Here is a 22,048-nt window from a genome sequence, read left to right on the forward strand (position 1 = left end):
AAGGGTGAATAAAAATAGCAAAAAGATATAAAATAAAGAGCAAAAAGTAAACTACGGGGCGGGTATTTTCGTTTAATATGTATAACGAACGCTCACAAAAACAGCGCTTTAGTATGAAAAAGACCCGCAAGCCCGCCACCCGTAAAGCTGCCGCCGCTACTCCCCGCCCCGATGTGTACCAGATTGTGACCGACCGGATTGTGGCGGCGCTGGAAGGCGGCGTAATTCCGTGGCGCAAGCCGTGGAGCGCGGTATATGGGCTGCCCCGCAACTACGCGACCGGTGCGGCTTACTCGGGCATCAACGCCTTTCTGCTGCACTTTAGCGGGGCCCTGCCTTTCTTTCTGACCTTCAAGCAGGCGCTGGCTTTGGGCGGCAACGTGCGCAAGGGTGCCAAGGGCCACCCGGTTGTCTACTACAACGTGTCGGTGCGCGAGAACGAGCAGACCGGCAAGGAAGAGAAATTACCCTTTCTGAAATATTACACCGTGTTTTCGGTAGAGGACATTGAGGGCATCGAGTTCGACCTGCCCGCCGTGGAGCGCCACGCCCACACGCCCATTGAGGCGGCCGAAGCCATCGTGGGCAGCTGGGAAGGGCGCCCCGCCATCGAGCACCGGCACCAGCGCGCCTACTACGCCCCGGCGCTGGACCTGGTCAACATGCCCGCGCGGGATACCTTCACCACGGGCGAAGGCTACTACGCCACCCTGTTTCACGAGTTGACCCACAGCACCGGCCACGCTTCCCGGCTGGACCGCCCGGACCTGACGGCCGGCGAGGGCAAGCTTTCGGCCAGCTACGCCCGCGAGGAACTGACGGCGGAGATGGGCGCGTCGTTTCTGTGCGCGGCCGCCGGCCTCAACACCGAGCAGACCGAAGCCAATGCCGTGGCCTATATCCAGACGTGGCTGGAGCGGCTCAAAAACGACAAAAAACTGGTGTTGCAGGCGGCCAGCAAGGCCCAGCGCGCCGCCAAGCTGATTCTGGGCGTGCCGGAGGCAGAGGAAGCCGTGCCCGCCCCTGCTCCTGCCCGCGTGCTGGAATTTGCCCACGAAGAAGACGAAATCAGCCGGCAATACCGGGAAGCGGAGCTCAGCTGGCTGGCCGTGGCCTGAGTACTGCCGCGGGCGGCCGCTACCGGCGGCCGCCCATCCGGCTGGTCCCTGATGCTCCCATTACCTTCCCCACTGCCCCATGAATGCAAGCGAAGCCCCCGTTTTCGGGGACCCTGAATGGAACCGGTACCGTGCCCGGGTGGCCGAAGCGCTGACCGACGTAGAAGCCGACATGCAGCAGCGCGGCTACGGCCTCAACCTCGAAGGCCTGACGCTGGAAGTAGCCGAGCGCCTACCGCTGGGCGTGGCCACGGTGGAGGATTTCCAGGTGCTGGAAGCCTTGGTAAAGGCCCTGCGTCCCATCGCCCGCGAGGCCGTCCGCGCCACGCGCGAGCAGCAGGGCGGGCAGTTTGTGCTGCTGCTGCTTTAATCCACTTACCCCATCAAGATGACGATTCCCACAATTTGACCGTTGGCGACGCCGTGCTCTACCCCCGCGAGCAGGCGGTAGGCCTGGTTTACGAGGTTTATGAGCGCGGCCCAGGTCAGCGGCCCGGTGCGCAGGTGCTGCTCAGTGACGGCCGCGACCTGAGCGGCTTCAGTGCCGAGGAGGCCGACCAGTTCCTGCAGCCCTTGGGCCCGACCGGCCTGACTTACGAATTCACCCACGTCGGGCAGCTGCGCGCCGACTACCACCGCGGCCGGTTTGCCCAGGCTTTTGCCACGGCCCGACTGCTGGCCGGCTTTCGGGACATTCGCTACCTGAATGCGCGCTGAGCAGCGCCGGCGCTTTGGCTGCCCTTCACCCCTACCCTACCCATATGACTCAGTCCCTGAAATCCGCTCCCTTAGCTAATCCCTTCCCGCCCCAGCAGGCCTACCTGGCCATTGAGCAGAAACCCGCTGACGCCGCCGAAAAGCGCCGCCTGGATTCCCTGCGCCGGCACGTGCAGGCCCACACCCACACCACCGATTTGCGCGGACTGGCGGGGGCAGTGAAGAAATTGCTGGGCACCGGCTACGAGGTCGGTTGCGGCAGTGCCCACATCTGGGTGCTGCGCGCGGGCGAAACCGCGCGCCTGGCCATCGTGGCCGACCGGCTGACGACTGCCTACCGGGACTGGTTTGAGCCCTCGCTGGGGCAGACGCCCGCAACCAGCCGGAACCCGCACCGGCGCCTGGCAATTCCAGGGGTACCACCGGCTGCCGGCCCGTCCTGAAGGCGGGCCCCTGCGAAGGCGGCTGATTTGGCTCGGGCAGCAGAAAACCGTTTCTTTTGGCTTATAAAACCTATTAATTCGGCCAGCCCGTGTACGTATTCAAATTAGGGGAGCCCTACCCGGTGCACAACCAGGTCAATGGCCAGGAAAAAGCCCGCGCGGATTTGACGCCCACCTTCTTCAACGTGGTCTATTACATCCTCAACCCCAAGCCGGCCGATGTGCAGCGCTGGCGCGGCCGCTTCGAGTACGGCATCTGCGAAGCCGCGCCGGGGGTGCCATTTATCATTACCCGGTTTCCGGCCGCAAACCGGGTGTTCGATGTGACCCTGAACTGGCACCACATGGCCGACCCGGCCGAGCGGGCGGCCTGGCCTGAGCACGACGAGCCCACTACCCTCACCTTTGTGCTGCTCGATGCGCGCACCAACCAACTGCTGGCTTTCCGGCAACTGCCCGCCGCGCCGCAGTTTGTGGAACTGGTGCGGCAGGCGGCCCGCCGGCAGCTTACGCGTTTTCCGGACCGCCACGCGGTCGAGCAGGCCATTGCCCAGGCCGAGCTCATGCCTCTGCCGCTGATGGCCCGGCAGGCAACCATGTTTGCCGTGAGCTAAGTGCTGTTATTTCGGGCGCAACAGCTGAGCCATCCCGTTGCACCTGGGGGCCTTGAGAGGGCTGGGCAGTGGGGCAAAGAAGGTGTGATTAAAAGAGCAAAAAGATATTTAATTTAGCGCAAAAAGAGAACTTGAGGCTGCGTTAAGTCGTTTACTATACAGAAGCAATTAGCAACAAATCAGCTCTGTATCATGGAAAAAGCCCCTGTTCCAACGCGCCCGCAGTCCCTGCTCTTTAGCCTGCATAACACGGAACTGGTAAAGCCGGGAGGAGTTAATTTCCCCCTCCCTCCCCGCTTGTTTCTGCGCACCCACGCCGGCCAGCCCACCCAGATTGTGGCCTTGTGTGGCACTACCGGCAACCTCTTCCCCACCACAACCTACGACCGCAGTCCGCTGCAGGTGGTGGGCGCGCTGGAATACCCTTCCCGGGAGGCGCTGGGGGAATACTTCCGGAGCCAGCACGCCGCGATGCTCCCCGCCGAGGGCGCGGCCATGCTGCTGGGCGTGGATGGCAGCGTGCGCGAGGTGCGCCCAGAGAAAGGCCGCAAAACCTTCCCGCTAGCCCAGTTGTGCGCGGCGCTGGAAGCAAACTACATCGACGTGCATTGCCCGCAGCACGGACCCTACGAGGGGTATATCCTCGTTTTTGATGACGAGGGCAAAGACCGCCGCCGGCCCATCAACCCGCTGGCCACGGCCGCCTGGTTTGAGACTTACCCGCTCGACCAGTATGCCCCCGTGGACGTGGTGGCCGGCCCGGTGCTGCTGATGAAGTCCAACCTGATGCGCTAACGCCGCCCGCGCCCGGCCGCTCCGGCAGAATCCGGGGCGGCTGAGCGCGCGCCTGGCATCACTTTACCCGTTCTCTCATGCCTGCATCATCCCAGTTGCCCGGGACCCCGGAAGTCGAGGCACTGCGCGCCGAGTTGCGCTGCATCTTGCAGCACCCCGCCATCACCCTGGCTCGTCAGCAATCCGCCGAGCACTACATCGGCCGGTGCACGGCCGCAGAGCAGCTGCGGCAGTGGCTGGCGCTGGCCGTTGCCGAGTGCGGACGCTGGGAAGAGCAGGCCCTGGCCACGGAAGCGGCCCAGTGCGGCGGCCGTCACCGGTTGCTGCTCTGGGGTGAGCCCTCGGGTCAATGGTAAAGGCCGGTAACAAGGCATGTGAGAATGCATCGCCGGCCCGATTTTCTAAAAACCGGTAAGCTGGTTTTTCAGGTTCGACGTAAAGCCTATACCTTACGCGCTTTATTCTGTGCCTTTTTTAGCTTTTTCTGATGTCCAAAGTTGCTGCCCCAACGGTCGCTTTTATTGAGCCACTGACCAGCCCGCCCCGGGTGCACCACCCCGGTACCTTGGCGGAGTTGCTGGAAGTGGCCGGCACCCGCAAGCGCATCGTGGAAGCGTGGGGAGTATCGGCCCGTACCTACGACACCCGCAAGCGCAGCCCCAGCACCTGCACGGTGGGTGAACTACAGCAACTGGCCCGGGTACTCAATGTGTCCGAAGAGGAGTTATTTGCCGTGGTACGGACCGAAGCAGCTGGTACCGACAACCAGCATGTGAAAGAATAGGGCTGATTATCGCAGGCCGCAGATTTTCAAAAACAGCCCGCCGGGATTCTTCGTCGCCTTTACCTTGTCGGTTTTGAGCTGATAAGTAAACTTGAAGAGTTGGTCCAGGTGTTTGGGGTCACCCAGGATGGTGGCCACCAGCTGGGGCTGGGTGATGCCCAGTGTTTCCAGGCTTTGCCGGGCCGCGTTGGCCCGGGCATCTTCTGAAGGCTGCTCGAAGGGAATAGGCAGCTGCTGGGGCTGCTGGCGGGCAATGGTGAAGCGCACGGCGTCGTAGGCCCGCCCCTTCTTCACCAGCTCATAGTCAATCTTCAGGTCGGTGTGCTCGCTGACCTGGCGCACGGCAATGTCGAGCACCCGGGCCTTGAGCTGGCTGATGTTCTGAAACAACTCCGGCTCCTTGCCCTTGGGGTCCTTCAGGTGCAGCATCTGCTTGAACTCGTCCAGCGGGTAGGTGCGCGTGCTCGTCTTGTCCTTCCACTGGCTCACGAGCTGATAGATGCGCTTGGCATACTTGCTGCTCAGCTTCAGGGCCGAGTGCAGCTGGTAGGAGGTAAAGTTTTCCTTGAGGTTAAACAGAAAGGGCCGGATGGGCGCCGCCAGCTGAATCTGCAGGCAGCCCTTGCCTTTGATGTACTCCACCCGCTGAAACATCCACAGCTGCTGGTAGGTCCGCTCGTTTTCCACCTCGAACATGCGCGAGCCCATGTCGGCCGTCGCTTCGCGCAGCTGCTGGTAGTTCCACTGCCGCCCGGTCAGAGCCTCCACGTCCTTCACGTAGATGGTGTACTCCTGGTCGGCCGTGTCATCCCGGCGCAGCCGGGAGAGCAGGTAAAAGAAGATATCCAGCTGACAGGCCGTGTAGTCGTAGCGTGCCTGGGTAATGGCGTTGTGCTGGCGGACGACGGGAACGGGAGCGGGTTCGACAACTACAACGGCGGTATCTTCAGGCTTCATAAACTAGGACATAAGGCGGCGGGAATAGAGCAAATGTAAGCCGTCAGCAGATAAAAAACCACAGTGGTAGTTGGGCGTGGTTTTTCGCTTATAAAACGTGGTCCAGGGACTTATAAAACGTGAGAGTTCACTTATAAAACGTGGTAATAAAAGGTATAAAAAGTGGTTTTTCGCTTATAAAACGTGGTTTTATACCATTATATACTATTGATTATCAGGCACTTGTGGCCCCTACAAATAGACAAGGACTAACAAATAAACTCACAAAGGTTGTTGATGCGCATCCGAAATAGCTTTCAAGGTAGTGGTTCAAACCTGGGGCCAGAACAAACAAGAAAACAACAAAAAAAGCAGACTGAGCAATCGAACACAGGGATTGCACTTTTCTAAGTGCCTTATGTACGTTACCTACTTAAAACCACTTTTTATAAGTGACTGCAGCTGCCACTGAATCTCAAGCAGCCCAGGGCCTTGCACCACTTTTTATAAGCCATTTCAACTTTTTCCAACGTGTAAAGCGTATTCGCTAACTTTATACTAACTTCTAACTAACAACGAATTACCACGTTTTATAAGTCGCTTAGGTGTCTCCAAGAGCAAACTAGCACGTTTTATAAGCGAAACCTCGGGTCAGAAACCACAGTAAAGCCTCGGTTTTGCTTTCCGGAAGGCCATTCCAGGCCTTTTGAGCGAGGTCATAGCATATTCCGCCTCTGAACAAGGGCATATCGACCAACCAAGTTTAAGCGACGCTACGGGAGCCCCGCTTATAAAATGTGAGAGATAAACAGGCTTTCGAGCTACGGTTCCAGCCGCCGCTAGCCCCTCCCCTCCCCTACCGCCCAAAACGAAAAGCAGCCCCCGAAGAGGCTGCTTTTGATGCTTCTGCTACTTTGACACCACTACTTAGCGGGCGGCAGCTTACCGGTTTTACGCAGGTGTGCGTCGTAGTGCCGGTGAGCGGCTTCCAGGTAATTCTTGATGGTGGTAGGCGTGTCCGGGCCGGGCGTAGCCAGCAGCAGGCTCATCTTAATCTCCTGCACCACGGATTTAGCGATTTGAACCGTGTGCAGCGGCACTTCGCCCTCCGGTGCGGGGGCAACTGCCGCGGCGGCCTTACGGCTCCGTGTTGAAGCGCGTACAGGCGCAGCTGCCGGAGCTCCCGAAGCCGCAACGGGTGGCACGGGTGCCTCCACGGGGGCGGGCGCCGGGGCCGGAGCTGTAGGAGTTGCTACCGCGGCAGGCGCCGCGATGGGTTCAACGGCCGCCGGCGGTGTCGTGGCCGTGCGGGTGGCCTCCCCTCCCATGCCGGCCCGGGCCTGCTGGCGGGCTTCTTCGGGCACTTCGATGCGACGGCGTGGGGTGATTTGTGGTTTCTCGAAGCCCATTATTTCGCGGAGGTTGAAGCGGTGGATACGGAAATGGCCGCCGTGGCGCGGCGGTCAGGCAGGCCCAGGCGCTCAATGAGCTCCTCGCACACCCGGCGGATTTCGTCGTTGGTGTCCTTGGTGCCGCCGGCATAGCGCGACCAGGCCGGGTTGAGCAGGCTGTAGAGCGTCGAAGCCCGGGTGTAGGCCTTGCGGTGGCCCAGGTAGGAGTTAAAGCGTGAGAGGCCCAGTCCGTCGATGTAGTCGTCCATCTCCTTCTCTTCCCGCTGCCCCGCCACGCGCTTGGTGGGCAGGCCGTAGTACTGGAAATCAATCTGCGCGTCGTCGGCCGCTTTCTTGATGGCCTCCAGAATGGTCATGAACTCGGCCGTGGAGGCCCGGTCCAGGTAATCCGACACCAGGGGCACAATCACCGCGTCGCAAGCCGTCAGGGCGTTGAACACGTCGTCGCCGTCGGCCCGGCCCGGCACGTCGATGATAATAAGGTCGTAGTTGTGCTCGGGGTTATCGATGAAGTCGAAAATCCGGTTCAGCTGCCAGGGGTACACGTCGTAGGGATACTGGGCGTCGGGGTTGGTTTCGCGCAGCCGGGCAAAGTTGGCGGCGTCCACCTGCTCGCGGGTCTTGACGATGCTCTGCTGGTAATCGCAATCCAGGACGGCGATGCGCAGGCCGTACTCGGTCGCCAGCGGGGCGGCGAGCACGAGCGCCAATGTGGATTTACCGGAGCCCCCCTTCTGGGTGGCAAAACTGATAACCTTGGACATAATCGGTGCGGGGTTGAAGGCGTGAGGAGGTGCCGGCCACCAGAGCCAGCGGGATAGCAAGTCAAATGTAATAGAAAAGCAGAAAAACAGAACATCACTCCTGCTGAAACGCAGAAATGTTTTTACGCAGGTAAACAGAAAAACACTTCTGTCGTACAGTTTAAACACAGAAGTACAAAACAACAGAAAAGCAAAAAACCACTTAAGCAGAAACGCACTTTTGCAGAACTGCAGAGTTATAGGATTGCAGTTCTGCACGAGCATCCAATAGACCTGCCTGTATTGTTGAAACAGAAATGCAGAACAACAGAATTGTATAAAAACAGAATCAGCTGGCTGTCAACAGAAGGCTGGGGAGGCCGCAAACGCAGAACTACAGAAAAGCAGAAATACAGGATAGCCAGAGCGTGCCCAGCAGACGCTGATGGCTGCTAGCAACAGAAAAACAGAATTGTAGAACTACAGTGGTAATCTGTATCACGAAAACGCCATTGCTGGGTTGTAGGCGGCAATCGCTGGGAAACAAGGTGCGAGTCTACTTGGGGCCTGCTAGTGGGGTATTGCAGCACTGTATTCCGGGAAAGATGGGCTCAGCTGGAACCCAGCAAAGGAGGAGGTATAGCGGGCAGTGAAGAAAAAGGCGGCTGCTTCTAACACCAAAGCGGAAAGCTGCGTACTAACTTCTGACTAACTTTTTACTAAGTGTAGAATAGGCTTAGCAAGAAGAACAACCCACTCCCACGGCTAACGCATTAGTCTTGAGTTATTTATAAATCAGCAGAGCTGATTTATGACCCATGGAGAGTTAAGTGCCTGATTTAAAGATTAAAAAATGGCCCACGAGGCTGCTAAACTGAAAACAGCACGATGAGTACGGAGCTACGCAAACGGGTCACCTTGGACAACAATGCCCACCGGAAGGCCGAAGCAGCCGCGGCGGAAGTCGGTACTAGTCTGGGCGTATACGCCAGCGCGGCGGTGGAATACTTTGCCACCCGGGGTCTGGACCCGCGTGAGACGGAAGCCCGCGAAGGGCAGCTCATCATGCAGCAGATAAAGAAGCTCGGGGACCGGGTATTCGGGTTTATGCAGGAGCAGGAGCGCACGCTGCTTACGGCCATGCTGGAGGAGATGCTGCGCACCCGCATCACGCTGGAGCGGGTGCTGCGCCTAAATGAAATCCTGGTGGGCAACCTCAACGCGCAGCTGGAAACGCTCAGTGAAGCGCAGCTGCAACGGCAGCAACAGGCCCTGCAACTGCTACGTCAGCGCAACGAAGAAGCGGTAGACAGGCAGGTAAAAGAAGCGCTGCAGACCGCCCGCAAACAGGGCCCGGGAAAGCACCAGTCGCCAGTAGAAAGCCAGGTAGAGCCGGGGCAATCGGGAGAAAATGGAGCTGCTTCCAGTGGACTTAAAGCAGGTTAAAAGGCCGATGTACGTCAAACTTATCAACCCCAAAACGCACGGCAAAGCGGCGTATACCAATACCGGCAGCTGCGCGCAAACGCTGAATTATCTGCAGCACGAAGCAGTAGGGGAGGGGCAGGAAGCAACGTTTTTCAATGCCGATTCGGACGAGCTCGGCACCGCGCAGCTGCTGCAACGCATCGACTCCAACGTGAAAGGGCTGCGGGCTGCGGAGGCTAAATTTTACTCGCTGGTGCTGAGTCCCAGCGAGCAGGAGCTGGCCCACATCGGCAACGACCCCGACAAGCTTAAGGCGTACACCCGGCAGGTTATGGACCAGTACGCACAGAACTTCCGGCTGCCCGGGGGGCGGCAGCTGGACAGCCAAAGCCTGGTATGGGGAGCCATCCTCCACCAGGACCGCACCCACCGGGGAACGGACCCCGAGGTGGTGGCGGGCACGGCCAAGGCCGGCGCCAAGCGCGCGGGCCTGCAGACGCACGTGCACATCATTGTCAGCGCCCGCGACCGGGAGCAAAAGCTGACCCTCAACCCCGGCGGGCGCCGGCAGCGGTTTGACCTGATGCGCTGGCAAGCGGCGGCCGGCCGGCAGTTTGAGCAGCAGTTTGGCTACGAGGCCCAGGCGCACGAGAAGCTGCGGCCCCAGGCAGCCCGGCCACGCGACCCGGCTTACGATGCCGGCCGGCTGGATAAGATTGCCGGGCGCGTGGCTGCCATCAACCAGCTGGTGCCCCGGGAGCAGCACCTGGCGCCGGACCAGGTGCAGGCCATTGCCCAGGCCCGGCAGTTTGACAAGACGTTTTACCGGATGCTGCGCCGGGTGGAGGAGCGTGCCCGCGACGGCCGGCCCATCGACAACGCCCTGCAGCTGCTGCGCACCGGGCGGGAGCAGGCCCCGGCCCCGCAGCGCCAGGCGGTGACGGCCCTGCACGCGGTGCAACACCTGGTGCGCAACGCCCAAGCTACCCGGGACGAGCGCACCGAGCATGTAGCCGAGAAGCCGGGGCGCCGCAGCGCCGAGCTGGATATCGAGATGTAAACCCACCCCATCCTATTTCCCCCCCCATGCTAAACCAACCACCCCGGCCCGCGGCCGCTTCGCAGTCCGTCTTGCTCATCCTGGCCCTACTGCTGGCGGGTCTGCTGGCCGGCGAGTGGTACGTGCTGCTGCACCCCGCGGAGCTGGCCGCGGCCCGCGCCGCGCAAGACCACGCCGCCCAAGCTCCCCGGCTGACTCACGGGCAGCGCCTGGCGGCCCGGCTGGCCGTACTCAACCGGCAGCGGGCCGAAGCACGGCGCACGCGGCTGCGGCGGCAAGCGGCGCCCGTGGTGGGCAAGCCGGCTGCCGAGCTGGCCACCGCCACGAGTCAGGCTGGCGACCAGGTCGTGCGCACGGGTGGGACAGCGGCCCTGCGCGTGGCCACCGCCGGGCAGGGATTTCAACAGAAGGTACTAGTGAAGGCCGGTCGGTTCTACGACGCGGCCGGCGGGTACCTGCGGGGGCTGCTGCTGCTCGTGGCCCTGGCGCTGGTATTTCTACAGTCGGCGCCGGAGCGCAAACCGGGGCAGGCCCGGCGCAAGCCGCTGCGGCCTCAGGCCGTGCGCGTCGTCGTGGCCAGCTGCGCGGGGCTGTTTCTGCTGAGTGCATACGTACTGCTCACCATGACCAGCTACCAGCCGGGCTTTATCCGGGTGGGCTACCCCGTCGCGGTGACCGTGGCGCTGGCCAGCGGCTTCGTGGTGGGTCTGCTGCGGGCCGCCACCAAGAGCCCGGAGTTTGGGCTGAGCGTGGAGCGCAAGAAGCTGGAGACGCCGGACGGGTTTAACCTGCCCACGGAAGGGGGCGGTTGGGTAAACGTACCCAATCCCTACCGTGGCGTGCTGGTGCTGGGCGGCGCCGGGGCGGGCAAGACCTTCTCCATCGGGGAGCCGCTCATCGAGCAGCTGGCGGCCAAGAACTTTGCCGGGCTCATCTACGACTTCAAGTTTCCGGTGCTGGCCGAAGTGGCCCAGAAGGCCCTGGAGCTGGCCGGGCGCCGGCAGAGTCCGCCGCGGCTGCTGCCCAGCGGGGAACCCGAGCCGGCAGTGGTGCTGCACGTCATCAACTTCCGCGACCTGACCCGCAGCGAGCGGGTGAACCCGCTGCGGGCCGAGGACATGCCGGTGGTGGCTTTTGCCGAGGAGTATTCGCGGGCCATCATCAACAACCTCAACCCGGCCAGCATCCGCAAGATGGAGTTTTTCGACATCAGCGCCGTGGCCTACCTGACGGGCATCATCTGGTTTTACAAAAAGCACTTTCCCCGCTACTGCACCATTCCCCACGTGGTGGCCACGGCCGTCCACAAGGACTTCAAGCACGTGCTGAGCATGCTGGAAACCGACCCCGAGTGCGCCGGCATGGTGCGCAGCATCGTGACGGCCGTGGAGCAGCGGGCCGAGAAGCAGGTCGCGGCCGTCGTGGGCACGCTGCAGGTGATTCTCAACCGCATCAACTCCCCGGAAATCGTGTGGGTGCTCACGCCCGACGAGGAAAAAGGGGAGGGGTTCTCGCTCAACCTGAACGACCCCAAGCAGCCGGCGCTGCTGTGCATCGGCAACGACCCCACGCTCAAGGAAACCTTCTCGCCGGTGGTCAGCTGCATCATCACGGTGGCCATCAAGCTCATGAACCAGCAGCACAAGCACCGCAGCTACGTGTTCCTCGACGAGGCCGCCACGGTGTACGTGCCGGGGTTGGAGCTGCTGCCGGCCACGGCCCGCAGCAACAAGGTGGCCACCATCTACATGACCCAGGATTTGGCTCAAATGACCGATGCCTATGGACCTGACAAGATGAAGGTTATGGTCAGCAACCTCAACAACCAGTTTTTCGGCAAGGTCAACTCGCTGGACACGGCCAAGTTCATCTCCGAGCTCGTGGGCCGCGAGGACAAGCAGATGCACAGCACCAGCACCGGTAAGAGCCAGGGCGGGGGAGGAGGCCACGGCAGCCACAGCTCCAACCTGAGCACCAGCTACCAGGAGCGCAGCCTGGTGCGCGTGCAGGATGCCATCGGCCTGCAGCAGGGCGAGTTTATCGGGCAGACCGTGGAAACCGAGCGCACCTTCTTCCAGGGAGTCATCTCCCGGACCGACGCTACCCAGGAGCGGTTTCCGCTGCACCCGGTGGCCACCTTCGGCAGCGACGAAAAGAATAGCGCCGCCACGCTCTCGGTCGTGGTGCAGGAGAATTACCGGCGGGTCAGCCAGCAGGTAAAAGAAACGCTGGCCCTGCATGTAAACACCTTAGCAGGAGGCACAAAAAATGAGGTGGATTAGCCTTGAAAACCCTGTAAAAAGCGACGTTTAGGCCCTTTTTGCTGTTGAGTAAGTACCCGAGTATCCATACCCCGATTCCCATGATGAAAAGCTTTTTCACGCCCGCTCCGGCCGGCCTAACTACTGAGCAGTTGACCGCCCGTCAGGAGCGCGAGCGGCACGCCAACAACTCCATCGCCATCCTGATGAGCAACGGCCCCGCGCCCAGCCCGGAGGCCCTGACCATCATGCAGCGGCACGTGGACGGGGAGATAAGCATCGAGGAAGCCATTGAGCTCACCGACGCCATGCTGCTGGCCCGCTACCGGCCGGGCAACGGTTTAGCTACCTCCGAGTCTAACCCAGCGCGCTGATGGTAGCCGGCGACCGATTCAGTGACGAGAACGGAGTGCGGATAAACCGACTGGGCATAACTGACCCCCAGCAGCTGGCCCAGGCCGAAACCGACTCTTCCCTGCTGCGCCTGCAGCGGCTCAATGTGCAGGGCGGCATCCCCGGTGGGCGCTACGACCACGCCCACCTCAAGCAGGTGCACCAGAAGCTGTTTGAGGGCGTCTACCAGTGGGCCGGCGAAACCCGGGCCGACCGGGAGTTTCAGGGGCACAAGCCCACCTACGTCACGGGCTTCAAGGAAACGATGACCTACGCGCCCTTCAAGGAAATTGAGCCGCGCCTGAACGCCATCGGTGAGCAGCTGGGTAAGGAGAATTACCTGAAGGGACTGTCGGAAGAGAAGTTTGCCGAACGTGCCGCCTACTACCTCGACCAGTATAACCACACCCACGCCTTTCGGGACGGGAACGGGCGTACGCTGCAGGCCACGTTTGTGCAGCTGGGCAAGGAAGCCGGCTACCAGGTTGACTTTGCCCGCATCGACCCCGCCACGTTGAACCGGGCCCGTGACCTGGCTATGGTCCGCCCGCACGCGCCCCAGGAAGTAGAAAAGAACCTGCAGGCGCTGAAAGCCATGTTTGACCAGGTGATTAGCCCGGCGCCGGGCATTGAAGCGGAGAAACTGCGCGACCCCAGCCAGGCGCGGCCACTGGCAGCCTTATCCCCGGAGATGAAGGCTATGGATGCCCGGCGCGAGCTGGTAGTTACGGGCTACCGGGTGATGGACATTGTGGCCAACATGCCCGGGGCCGGTAATTACGAGAAGGGTGTCGCGGTAGGGAAGGGGGTTGAAGTGACTAACCTGAATCCGGCAGCTATACAGGTTCATTTGGCGCAGTTTCAGCAGGCGGCAGATAGAATTAGCAAGCATCCCGCGCTGCAAGGGTCAGATGCCTCACAGGACCGCAACGACGCCAAGCGGTTTCGCGCAGCGGCCGAGCAGGTGCAGGCCATAGCGGAGGTAAAGGAAGCGGCCGCGAAGGTGCCCATACTGGCTAAAACTCACGACGAGGCGCAGTTCGTTTTTAAACATGCAGCTAACCAAGTGGCCCAGGACCTGCGTGAACACGGGAAGGGGCTGGACGCGGCCCGTTTGCAGGAGGTGGCCCGGCATGTGGCCCGCACGCCTTTCATTGGTGGACTGAACCGAGAGAACGTGGGCAAGTCAATTGCTGCCGCCGATAAGATTCCAGCGCTGAAAGGTAGCCGACACCTAGAAGAATTGAAAAGCGCGGTGGGTATAATGGAGAAGGCCCCTAAAGAATACGAACGCAGCACCGCTAAAGTAGAAGCATATGGCCGCGATGTTAAAAGCATAGAGCGATAGGCCTCAAAGACAAGGTTCGAAAAACATACGTAGGAAAAAGCCTGAAAAGACGTGTTTTCAGGTCTTATACAAAAGTGGAATTACCATTCAGAAAACAGTAGTTTCTCAAATGCTTCACCCATTAAAGGTTCGCCAGCCTTGCTCAGCCGTTGGTAGCGTCAGGCGTTTGAACAGGCCGTGACCAGCAGCGCGGAGCGTGACGAAATCAAGCAGCTGGCTTTGGAAAAGTCCTTAACGCTCCGCCAACCCACGCCGTGCGCAGCAACCAGTACATCAGTGCCGCCTGCCGCGCCCGCATCGACTATATAGGAGTGCTGCCCAGCTTAAGCCGACCCGGCAATCCTTACTATCCAAAAACAAGCGGGCTGTGATAAGCGATGCCAGATGGCTGACAAACACCTAAGCTAAGTACAGTAGCAAACCCTACCTTTGGCCTCCGGCCGAAAGGCAAGCATAATCTAGCAAAAAGCAGGTAGTGCCCTGCCGGAAAGTAACTGACAGCACCTGTGGATATTACTAATAAGCTCTGGAATTTCTGCCATATACTCCGTCATGATGGCATGGACTACGCCGATTATGTAGAGCAATTGACGTATTTGCTTTTTCTAAAAATGGCCGACGAAGGGTCCATTAAAGTGCCGGTTCATTGCCGTTGGCGTGATATGCTGGCTTTGGATGGTGATGCCTTGACTGATTATTATAACAGAGCGCTGGATACTCTACGTAAAGAACCAGGCCTATTAGGTCAAATATTTCAAGAACCCATATCCAAAATCAAGAATGCAACTAATCTTAAAAAGATTGTTGAAGGGATAGAGGAAATAGGTTGGACGAAGTTAGGTAAGGACGTACAAGGTGAGGCTTTTGAGGGTTTGCTGGAAAGAACGGCGAATGAAGGGAAGAAGGGTGCAGGTCAGTTTTTCACGCCGCGCCCACTCATCCAAGCAATTGTGGATGTCATCAAACCTGATGTACTAGCCACCAAAAAATTCAAGGTAGCTGATGTTGCCTGTGGGACATCAGGGTTTCTAACGGTAGCTGCAGAGTGGTTCCAGAACCAGAAGAAAAAGCTAACCGCGGGTGAGCGGCGCTACGTGCAGAAGGATGCATACCATGGACAGGAGTTGGTTGTACGACCGTACCGACTGGGCCTTATGAACATGTTCCTACACGGAATCGAGGCCAACCTAATCCTAGGAGATTCCATATACACCGACCACGTTGCCACAGAGGCCTTCGATTGCATCATAACAAATCCCCCTTTCGGTACTAGGGGAAGCATTGGCGTACCTAAACAACGGGACTTCATTGTAGCTACGAGTAACATACAAATCAACTTCGTTCAGCACATTCACGAAGTCCTGAAAAAGCAAGGACGCGCGGCAATGGTATTGCCTGACAGCATTCTAACTGATGCAAAGGCTCGGGAACTATGGAAACATTACATAGGCAAAGGGCTGTGTAATGTCCATACCATCTTAAAACTGCCTCGGGGAACGTTCAACCCGTACGCGACGGGTGTGAAGGCGTGCGTCGTCTTCTTACAGAAAGGCAAAAAGACCAAAAATGTTTGGGTGTATGACGCAAGGACCAGCGTGGAGGAGGTGCGCAAAACATCACGCCCTCTTGAATACCAGAAGCACTTCGCCGATTTTGTAGAGGCCTACGGACAAGACCCGGATGGACTTTCTGAACGCAAGGAGAGTGAGCGTTTCACAAAACACACGCTGGCCGAGGTGAAGGAACGGGACTACGACATATCTTTCGTGAAAATGAACACCCAGTCTTCCTTGGAAGCGCCCTCCTTCTACGTCGATAAGCTTATTGTAAACTTTCAGCAGCAGCTGGAGGGACTCTACCACCTGAAGAACATCCTAGATGAAAACTCCTAGCCTGTTCTATCCCATACCGCTGCGCGAACTTGTCGTCGTGCAAAAAGGCAGCAAGCCTGCCACGCTCAGCAAGAAGCCATTTGCAGGGTCCGTCCCTTATCTAGACATCAGTTCGCTGGAAACTGGCGAAGCAACGCAGTACACACATAAGGACCTAGCCCCTACAGCGACCGACCAGGACCTGCTTGTGGTGTGGGATGGCTCCAGGAGTGGCCTAGTCTTTAGGGGCCGTGAAGGCGCTATTGGCTCTACTCTAATGTGCCTAAAGCTTGTGGGCGTAACGCAAGACTACCTGTATTACTTCTTAAAGAGCAAGTTCGAGTTCATTAATCAGAATACTTCCGGCTCTGGCATCCCTCACGTAGATGCAGATTTGTTTTTTGATTTGGAGGTGCCTTATACAACGCTCGAAAAGCAGGCTGAAATTGTACAAGCACTTGACCAAAAACTAGCGCAGGGCGCTTTGCTTTTAAAGCAGCAGCATTCGCTAACAAAAGACGCTCTGAATGTGGCTAACGTAGCGTTTGCCTATGATGAGACCAACGTTGCTAGTTCGATAGAAGCTTTCAAGCAGTCGGTCATCGCCGCAGCCTTGTCCGGAAGCCTCACCGCTAACTGGCGGGCCAAGCACAAGGCAGCCAAGCCTTCTGGTCAAACACTTGGATTGCCAGAAACCGAACTGCAGCGCACCAGTGACCAGCACCCGAGCTGGCACATTCCATCTACTTGGTGGTTCGCCAGAATCAAGGACTTGGCGTCAAGAATTCAGTACGGCACGTCGAGCAAGTCCTATACTCAAGGGACAACACCTGTGCTTGGCATGGGCAACATCAAAGACGGACGAGTAACATTTGAGAAGCTCAAGTATTCGTCTGATACTGAAGACATCGAAAAGTTCCGGCTGCAAAAAGGAGACATCCTTTTCAACAGGACGAACAGCCCCGAACTTGTCGGAAAAACGGCTGTCTTCGACGCCGATATAGAGGCAATTTTTGCGGGGTATATTATTCGGATTCAGCCTATTTCGGCCATCAATCCATATTTTCTTTCTTATTGCCTCAATTCGCCATTTGCGAAGGACTACAACCAATCAATCATGGTCGGTAGCGCAAGTCAGGCTAACATCAATGCCGAAAAGCTTGGTGACTTTCTAGTCCCTGTCCCATCTATGGAAGAACAAGTCGCTATTATTAGACTTATCGAGGGTATAATTACCCTTGCTGATAATACAGCATTAAGTCATAGCGCTGCTATACATGATGTTGAACAACTAAACCGCTCGTTATTAAATCAGGCCTTTGACTTTTCAAATAAAAAGACCGAATTCGATAATGGTGGTGAGGGATTTAATAAAGTTCTAGAATCACTGGCTGAAGATAAAATAGGATTGGAAGCAACTGCCAAAAAGAATAACATTAAAATACGAGCTCGAAACAAATCATTTAAATTAATCATGAAGGATAAACGCTCCATCATAGATTTACTTCGGGAATCCCCAGATGGGGCGCTGACCGTTGAAGAAGCTTGGCAGCAATCGGAATATTATGAGCATTGGGAAACGGATGGCTACGAAAATTTCTTCAGAGAAATTGAAGGTAAAAAGACTGAAATAAAAATAAGTAGGTCTGATGATGAATCAGTAATTACCTTAAAATTGATTGAAAATGAAAATTAAGCGCATTCATATCAGCGGATACAAAAACTTAAACAACTTTGATTCTACTTTCACTGAGGAGAAAACGGTCATTATAGGCCAAAATGCAACCGGAAAATCAAATTTCATTGAAGCAATCGTCATCATTTTCAAAAATATTGATTATAATTTAGAGCCGGAATTCGATTTCTGTATTTACTATGAAATAAAGGGCAAGAATATAGTAATTAAAGGCCATTTGAATGATAGTACATCCCAAAGATACTCAGCTTGGGAAATAGAACCAGCAGGTTTTATTTCCGATGATTCTGATGATATAGCAGATAAAATTTTCTCCAATCCGAATGCAAGAGGTACGTTGCCTTTGAGCACACTGAGAGGCGATAAAGACAAGTATCTGCCTAAGCATGTTTTTACTTACTATTCCGGCTTGGGCAACAGCAATAGGCTTGAGGAGATATTGCACAAACCCAGTAAAGAGTTTGCCCTGTCATTGGTGAACAGTGACGATGACCGAGAGCTAGGAGATAGAAGGTTTTTTTATGTCCAACTGCATCACAGTCATTTCGTCCTGCTCTCTTTTTACGCGTTCAATTTAGAACAAGATATTTACGATTTTTTAAAATCAAATTTAAATATCGAGAATCTCGAAACAATTCTCTTTATACTAAAAAGGCCTAGCTGGAGAAGAACTAAAGGCGGCGACCCTAAATTCTGGGGCAGTAAAGGGATAGTAAAGAGCTTCCTAAATGATTTGTATAAAATTTCTACTGCTCCTCTAAGAGACTCAAGGCCTCACAGAGTAGACCTGTGGCGTGAAACCCGTGAGGATAGAATGATTTTATACATTTCAGATATTGAAAAAATCAAAGAGTTAGTCAGCACCAAGAAATGGGATAACATCAAGTTCTTTAATATACTCGAGAGTATAAATGCGTCTGATTTGTACAGAGAGGTACGGATTAGAATCAGAAAGAATTATGCGGGAAACATCACATTTAAAGACCTGAGCGAGGGAGAGCAGCAGCTACTGACAGTTTTAGGCCTAATGCGCTTTACACAGTATGATGAAAGTCTCTATTTATTAGACGAACCGGATACCCATCTTAATCCGCTTTGGAGGTGGCAGTACATGGAATTTATTTCCAAGGTTGCGCTTAAACATAGTACTAGCCAAGTGATTATGACGTCTCACGACCCATTCACCATAGGCAGCTTATGTAAGGAAGAAGTACGTATTTTCAAAGCTGATGAGGAAGGCAGAACGGTTTCGCTGATTCCAACGAGGCACCCTAGAGGTATGGGCGTAGGAGGAATATTAACAGAAATATTCCACTTGCCTACAACTTTGGATATTCCAACCCAGGAAGAAATAGATGAGGAACGCACCCTCCGCAGCAAAGAGTATTTTGGAGAACCACTTAATAATACTGACAAAGCTAGGCTTACTGAGCTAAAGCATATCTTGGATAAGATAGGCTATAATAGTGTCTATAAAGACCCGTTATTTCAAAAGTTTGAAATGACCTTAACCAAAGTTAAGCGTGAAAGAGGGCTCGGGCTTCCAAAAAATCAGGAAGAGATTGAAGAGCAAAATAAATTAGCATTGGACATATTAAATAACCTATTTAAAGGCGAAGAAATATAGTCTAACTATTTACATGAGATACGTAGACCTTAACAGACTTGTCATACCTGCTGGATGGCAGAGTAAGGCAAACAATACTCTTGCTGACCTCCAGATAAAAACACAGGAAGAACGAAGGATATTCTTTAAAAATCTAACCAATCCATTGTGGAAAAGGCCGGATTTTGTACGGGCTATATTGCCATTAGGCAGTACTTTATTTAGAAAATGTTGGTATTCGGAATCTCGAATTACTGACGATATCGATATTGACCACTTTCGCCCTAAGGGAAAGGACGCCAACAAATCTTTTAAAACTCAATTTCAAGAATATCTATCAGAAAATGAGTTTGAACAATTAGAAGAAGAAAGCACTAGAGGTTGGTGGTTTTTGGCTTTTGAGTCAAAAAATTTCAGAGTATGTTCATGCTTTAGAAATCAATCTAGACATGACACAAGTATTGCTTTAGCTAACTTGAAGAATAGAGCTAAAGGCAAATCCGACTTTTTTCCTTTGAAAAAAGGCAGTTCAGTAGCAATAAATGCAGATGGTATAGAAAATGAAATTAATTGCCTGCTCGACCCGTGCAAACTGGGTGATGCAGAATTTATTTCCTTTGACCAGTTCGGGAATGCGTATACTATTTATGATGATTCCACCGAGGAAAGGAAATGGATAAAGTGTCGTGTCTTAACTTCTATTGCTGTCTATCACCTAGATGAGCACGATTTGATTGAGTTTAGAAAAAAGAAGTGGAAATACTGCAAGGACTTCATATATGATAAAATGAAAAAGGCACTATTCGTTGATAAAGACATAGATGAAGTACGGCGGTTAAAACAGGAATTTATAACAGAATTCTTAGATGCTAATCATGAATTTTCTGCAGTAGCTATTGACTGTATTAGATATTATAAAGATGAAGAAAATTGGCTTGAGAGAGTTTTTCCTAAAAACACTCTATCAAAATAATTAACACTTACAAGGATATCTTAGTGCAGAACAACATATTGTCAGAAAAGCTTGCTTTGAAATCCAGTTTGCTGTAGGAGCGAAGCTGTCTATACAGCAAGAGATAAAGCTCATTCAATTATGAGAGCAGCCGCACCGGCACTACTCCGTAGAATTCCCTTACCTCCCAGATGGAGTGAATATCCTTCCGGGCCACGGTGAACGACCCGCCAGCCCCACCAGTAGCGTGAAGCGTCAGGCCGTTGCGGTCAAACAGTTCGTTTTTGAAGATGGCCTTCACCGTCACGGTGTTGTCATCCTATACATCAGGCATGAGCTAGTGGAATGGTCGTGGCGAAAGCCAGCGAGCCGTCGATAACACGAAAGATAAGCTTTTAGGAGTGGACTTTATGTTGCTTTATCTATAACAAACAAAAAACCTCTACAAATTGCAGAAGGGGTTTTAAGTGGTCGCCTTATGAGTACGACAGTATTTGTCCTATAAACTGTCCTACGCATAAAGTAAAAGGTGTTTTATATTCAGGAAACGACCATTTAGGTAACAGAGACGGACTCGAACTATCATTTTATCAGTAACTAAATACGAGTAGCCAGCAAAGTAGGAGCACATACTAATGCTGCCAATGTTGTTCAATGCCATTTTACATCTTGTAAACGAGCATTCGCAGGACGTCAACTGCGCATTTACGTAAAGAGGGTGTTCGTTTAGCAAACGTTACAAACTCTTCGTGACATCTTATAGGCAGGTATTTAGAAAGACTCACAACCCCAACTTCTGAGCCGCATTGTGCTGCTGCACATTATCAAGACGGGTGTAACGGCGAATCATTTCACTCGTCTTGTGCTTAGTCTGATTCATGATTTCGCTGTCATCGGCCCCGTTAAGCTTGGCCACGGTCACAAAGGAGGCCCGCAAGGAATGTGCGGAATACTTTGGCCCCAGGTAACGCTGCACCAGCAGGTTCACGGTTTGGTCGGAAAGCCGATTCGCCGTAATCCGGCTCCCTTTGCGCAGCATGACGAACACCGGCCCTTCAATGCGTTCCAGTTGCTCCAGCCAGGCCCGCAGGGAGCGGATAGGGCACACGGCCGGCTCCGGAGAGTAAAAGATGGCCTTTTCCTCGTAGTCACCCAACTGGTTGGTTTTGCTCTTGCCCAGCGAGACGATGAGGCAGTCGTCGGTAAAGCGCAGGTCCTGTACGTTAAGGGCCGTGAGCTCGGAGCGGCGAAACGCCCCCGTGAAGCCCAGCAGCAACAGTGCCCGGTCGCGCAGGCCGGCGACGGTTTTGGTATCCAGGCCCCGCACCAGCCGCTTGAGCTGGGCCAGCGAAAACGCCGGGGCCTGCTTCTGGCGCACGCCGTGCACGCGCCGCACGCCGTCCATAAAAATCTTGAACTGCTTGTCGTCCGTGGGTGAAGCGACGCCGCGCACGGCGTGGGCCTTGCTGATGGCGGCGTAGTGCCGCTCAATGGTGGCCACTTTCTTGCCGGCTTCGGCTAGACTAGTGACGAAGCCCACGAGCGCATCCACCGAGGCGGGCAAGGCCTCGAAGCCATGGCCGGCGCACCAGGCCCCGAATCGCTTCAAGTCGGCGGCGTACGCGCGCGCCGTATTGGCTGCCCCGGACAGGCCGGCCTCGACGTAGCGGGCGGCCGCGCCGGTGTGGTGGGCGAGGCCGTGACCGACGGCATGCAGGGTGACCGCGTCGGGCTTTTCCATGTGGCGTATATGAACTGTGTTAAAAGTCAAGCCTTGCAGGCCAGAGAAGAAGAAAAATCTGCTTGATAGGGCACACCGGATTTGACAATGGCAAAGGCTTGTTTGAGGAGCTTATTGCACACGGCAATCA

22 protein-coding genes are annotated in these 22,048 nt (G+C 55.5%); 17 read left to right on the forward strand and 5 right to left on the reverse strand.

Features of this window, described 5'->3' with window-relative positions:
- Positions 1 to 113 precede the first annotated feature (113 nt).
- The 8 genes from FY528_RS15855 to FY528_RS15890 all read left to right on the forward strand — a co-directional run bounded on the left by FY528_RS15855 (position 114) and on the right by FY528_RS15890 (position 4,471).
- Positions 114 to 1,118 carry an ArdC family protein gene (locus FY528_RS15855; protein WP_187632151.1) on the forward strand — a complete coding sequence of 335 codons (1,005 nt, stop codon included), beginning with the start codon at positions 114 to 116 and terminating at the stop codon, positions 1,116 to 1,118.
- Between the two features lie 79 nt (positions 1,119 to 1,197).
- Positions 1,198 to 1,488 (forward strand): hypothetical protein, encoded by a 291-nt coding sequence (locus FY528_RS15860; RefSeq protein ID WP_129919116.1) that lies wholly within the window; start codon positions 1,198 to 1,200, stop codon positions 1,486 to 1,488.
- 35 nt (positions 1,489 to 1,523) lie between these two features.
- On the forward strand, positions 1,524 to 1,835 hold the full coding sequence (locus FY528_RS15865) for a hypothetical protein (RefSeq protein ID WP_149072005.1): 312 nt from the start codon (positions 1,524 to 1,526) through the stop codon (positions 1,833 to 1,835).
- A gap of 44 nt (positions 1,836 to 1,879) precedes the next feature.
- Complete coding sequence (locus FY528_RS15870; protein ID WP_149072006.1) at positions 1,880 to 2,278, forward strand: hypothetical protein; 399 nt, start codon at positions 1,880 to 1,882, stop codon at positions 2,276 to 2,278.
- A gap of 89 nt (positions 2,279 to 2,367) precedes the next feature.
- Positions 2,368 to 2,892, forward strand: coding sequence for a hypothetical protein (locus tag FY528_RS15875; RefSeq protein ID WP_149072007.1), 525 nt, complete (start codon positions 2,368 to 2,370; stop codon positions 2,890 to 2,892).
- A 192-nt stretch (positions 2,893 to 3,084) separates the two neighbouring features.
- Positions 3,085 to 3,687 (forward strand): hypothetical protein, encoded by a 603-nt coding sequence (locus tag FY528_RS15880; protein WP_149072008.1) that lies wholly within the window; start codon positions 3,085 to 3,087, stop codon positions 3,685 to 3,687.
- A gap of 77 nt (positions 3,688 to 3,764) precedes the next feature.
- Complete coding sequence (locus tag FY528_RS15885) at positions 3,765 to 4,043, forward strand: hypothetical protein (RefSeq protein WP_149072009.1); 279 nt, start codon at positions 3,765 to 3,767, stop codon at positions 4,041 to 4,043.
- A gap of 131 nt (positions 4,044 to 4,174) precedes the next feature.
- A complete protein-coding gene (locus tag FY528_RS15890; RefSeq protein WP_129919105.1) occupies positions 4,175 to 4,471 on the forward strand; it encodes a hypothetical protein in 297 nt (98 codons plus the stop codon).
- Positions 4,472 to 4,477: 6 nt separating this feature from the next.
- Here FY528_RS15890 and FY528_RS15895 read toward each other — a convergent pair whose 3' ends face one another.
- The 3 genes from FY528_RS15895 to FY528_RS15905 form a co-directional block, all read right to left on the reverse strand.
- Complete coding sequence (locus tag FY528_RS15895) at positions 4,478 to 5,428, reverse strand: replication initiation protein (RefSeq protein WP_149072010.1); 951 nt, start codon at positions 5,426 to 5,428, stop codon at positions 4,478 to 4,480.
- Between the two features lie 902 nt (positions 5,429 to 6,330).
- Positions 6,331 to 6,816: a hypothetical protein gene (locus FY528_RS15900; protein WP_149072011.1), complete on the reverse strand. Its 486-nt coding sequence runs from the start codon at positions 6,814 to 6,816 to the stop codon at positions 6,331 to 6,333.
- On the reverse strand, positions 6,816 to 7,583 hold the full coding sequence (locus tag FY528_RS15905) for a ParA family protein (RefSeq protein ID WP_187632152.1): 768 nt from the start codon (positions 7,581 to 7,583) through the stop codon (positions 6,816 to 6,818). Before FY528_RS15905 ends, FY528_RS15900 begins: the two co-directional genes overlap by 1 nt.
- A gap of 867 nt (positions 7,584 to 8,450) precedes the next feature.
- On the opposite strand from FY528_RS15905, the gene FY528_RS15910 reads away from it, so the two are divergent.
- The 9 genes from FY528_RS15910 to FY528_RS15950 all read left to right on the forward strand — a co-directional run bounded on the left by FY528_RS15910 (position 8,451) and on the right by FY528_RS15950 (position 20,198).
- Positions 8,451 to 9,008, forward strand: coding sequence for a BfmA/BtgA family mobilization protein (locus FY528_RS15910; protein WP_149072013.1), 558 nt, complete (start codon positions 8,451 to 8,453; stop codon positions 9,006 to 9,008).
- Between the two features lie 7 nt (positions 9,009 to 9,015).
- The gene (locus tag FY528_RS15915; protein WP_149072014.1) at positions 9,016 to 10,050 is read left to right on the forward strand and encodes a DUF5712 family protein; all 1,035 of its coding nucleotides are present in this window, start codon (positions 9,016 to 9,018) and stop codon (positions 10,048 to 10,050) included.
- 26 nt (positions 10,051 to 10,076) lie between these two features.
- Entirely contained in the window at positions 10,077 to 12,332 is a 2,256-nt protein-coding gene (locus FY528_RS15920; RefSeq protein ID WP_149072015.1) for a TraM recognition domain-containing protein, read from the forward strand.
- Between the two features lie 80 nt (positions 12,333 to 12,412).
- Positions 12,413 to 12,685 (forward strand): antitoxin VbhA family protein, encoded by a 273-nt coding sequence (locus tag FY528_RS15925; RefSeq protein ID WP_149072016.1) that lies wholly within the window; start codon positions 12,413 to 12,415, stop codon positions 12,683 to 12,685.
- Positions 12,685 to 14,052, forward strand: a complete 1,368-nt coding sequence (locus FY528_RS15930) for a Fic/DOC family protein (protein WP_149072017.1) — start codon at positions 12,685 to 12,687, stop codon at positions 14,050 to 14,052. Before FY528_RS15925 ends, FY528_RS15930 begins: the two co-directional genes overlap by 1 nt.
- 506 nt (positions 14,053 to 14,558) lie before the next feature.
- Positions 14,559 to 15,944 carry a class I SAM-dependent DNA methyltransferase gene (locus FY528_RS15935; protein WP_187632153.1) on the forward strand — a complete coding sequence of 462 codons (1,386 nt, stop codon included), beginning with the start codon at positions 14,559 to 14,561 and terminating at the stop codon, positions 15,942 to 15,944.
- Positions 15,931 to 17,619 (forward strand): restriction endonuclease subunit S, encoded by a 1,689-nt coding sequence (locus FY528_RS15940; protein WP_149072019.1) that lies wholly within the window; start codon positions 15,931 to 15,933, stop codon positions 17,617 to 17,619. Before FY528_RS15935 ends, FY528_RS15940 begins: the two co-directional genes overlap by 14 nt.
- On the forward strand, positions 17,609 to 19,246 hold the full coding sequence (locus FY528_RS15945) for an AAA family ATPase (RefSeq protein WP_149072020.1): 1,638 nt from the start codon (positions 17,609 to 17,611) through the stop codon (positions 19,244 to 19,246). The genes FY528_RS15940 and FY528_RS15945 overlap by 11 nt, the downstream gene beginning before the upstream one ends.
- Before the next feature lie 13 nt (positions 19,247 to 19,259).
- Positions 19,260 to 20,198 carry a hypothetical protein gene (locus FY528_RS15950; protein WP_149072021.1) on the forward strand — a complete coding sequence of 313 codons (939 nt, stop codon included), beginning with the start codon at positions 19,260 to 19,262 and terminating at the stop codon, positions 20,196 to 20,198.
- A 118-nt stretch (positions 20,199 to 20,316) separates the two neighbouring features.
- On the opposite strand, the gene FY528_RS21300 is transcribed toward FY528_RS15950, so the two are convergent.
- Together FY528_RS21300 and FY528_RS15955 are read right to left on the reverse strand one after the other, a co-directional pair.
- Entirely contained in the window at positions 20,317 to 20,478 is a 162-nt protein-coding gene (locus FY528_RS21300) for a hypothetical protein (protein ID WP_187632154.1), read from the reverse strand.
- A gap of 480 nt (positions 20,479 to 20,958) precedes the next feature.
- A complete protein-coding gene (locus tag FY528_RS15955; RefSeq protein ID WP_149072022.1) occupies positions 20,959 to 21,918 on the reverse strand; it encodes a site-specific integrase in 960 nt (319 codons plus the stop codon).
- Positions 21,919 to 22,048 lie beyond the last annotated feature (130 nt).

The sequence above is a fragment of the Hymenobacter lutimineralis genome (assembly GCF_008271285.1).
GTDB classification, from domain to species: Bacteria; Bacteroidota; Bacteroidia; order Cytophagales; family Hymenobacteraceae; genus Hymenobacter; species Hymenobacter lutimineralis.

Excerpts from the sequence above, each read along its gene's own strand:
- FY528_RS15950 (WP_149072021.1), top strand. The coding sequence starts at position 19,260 with ATGAGATACGTAGACCTTAACAGACTTGTCATACCTGCTGGATGGCAG.
- FY528_RS15870 (WP_149072006.1), top strand. The coding sequence starts at position 1,880 with ATGACTCAGTCCCTGAAATCCGCTCCCTTAGCTAATCCCTTCCCGCCC.
- FY528_RS15900 (WP_149072011.1), bottom strand. The coding sequence starts at position 6,816 with ATGGGCTTCGAGAAACCACAAATCACCCCACGCCGTCGCATCGAAGTG.
- FY528_RS15925 (WP_149072016.1), top strand. The coding sequence starts at position 12,413 with ATGATGAAAAGCTTTTTCACGCCCGCTCCGGCCGGCCTAACTACTGAG.
- FY528_RS15890 (WP_129919105.1), top strand. The coding sequence starts at position 4,175 with ATGTCCAAAGTTGCTGCCCCAACGGTCGCTTTTATTGAGCCACTGACC.
- FY528_RS15860 (WP_129919116.1), top strand. The coding sequence starts at position 1,198 with ATGAATGCAAGCGAAGCCCCCGTTTTCGGGGACCCTGAATGGAACCGG.
- FY528_RS15910 (WP_149072013.1), top strand. The coding sequence starts at position 8,451 with ATGAGTACGGAGCTACGCAAACGGGTCACCTTGGACAACAATGCCCAC.
- FY528_RS15855 (WP_187632151.1), top strand. The coding sequence starts at position 114 with ATGAAAAAGACCCGCAAGCCCGCCACCCGTAAAGCTGCCGCCGCTACT.
- FY528_RS15880 (WP_149072008.1), top strand. The coding sequence starts at position 3,085 with ATGGAAAAAGCCCCTGTTCCAACGCGCCCGCAGTCCCTGCTCTTTAGC.
- FY528_RS15905 (WP_187632152.1), bottom strand. The coding sequence starts at position 7,583 with ATGTCCAAGGTTATCAGTTTTGCCACCCAGAAGGGGGGCTCCGGTAAA.
- FY528_RS15955 (WP_149072022.1), bottom strand. The coding sequence starts at position 21,918 with ATGGAAAAGCCCGACGCGGTCACCCTGCATGCCGTCGGTCACGGCCTC.
- FY528_RS15920 (WP_149072015.1), top strand. The coding sequence starts at position 10,077 with ATGCTAAACCAACCACCCCGGCCCGCGGCCGCTTCGCAGTCCGTCTTG.
- FY528_RS15930 (WP_149072017.1), top strand. The coding sequence starts at position 12,685 with ATGGTAGCCGGCGACCGATTCAGTGACGAGAACGGAGTGCGGATAAAC.
- FY528_RS15940 (WP_149072019.1), top strand. The coding sequence starts at position 15,931 with ATGAAAACTCCTAGCCTGTTCTATCCCATACCGCTGCGCGAACTTGTC.
- FY528_RS15945 (WP_149072020.1), top strand. The coding sequence starts at position 17,609 with ATGAAAATTAAGCGCATTCATATCAGCGGATACAAAAACTTAAACAAC.
- FY528_RS15915 (WP_149072014.1), top strand. The coding sequence starts at position 9,016 with ATGTACGTCAAACTTATCAACCCCAAAACGCACGGCAAAGCGGCGTAT.
- FY528_RS15895 (WP_149072010.1), bottom strand. The coding sequence starts at position 5,428 with ATGAAGCCTGAAGATACCGCCGTTGTAGTTGTCGAACCCGCTCCCGTT.
- FY528_RS15885 (WP_149072009.1), top strand. The coding sequence starts at position 3,765 with ATGCCTGCATCATCCCAGTTGCCCGGGACCCCGGAAGTCGAGGCACTG.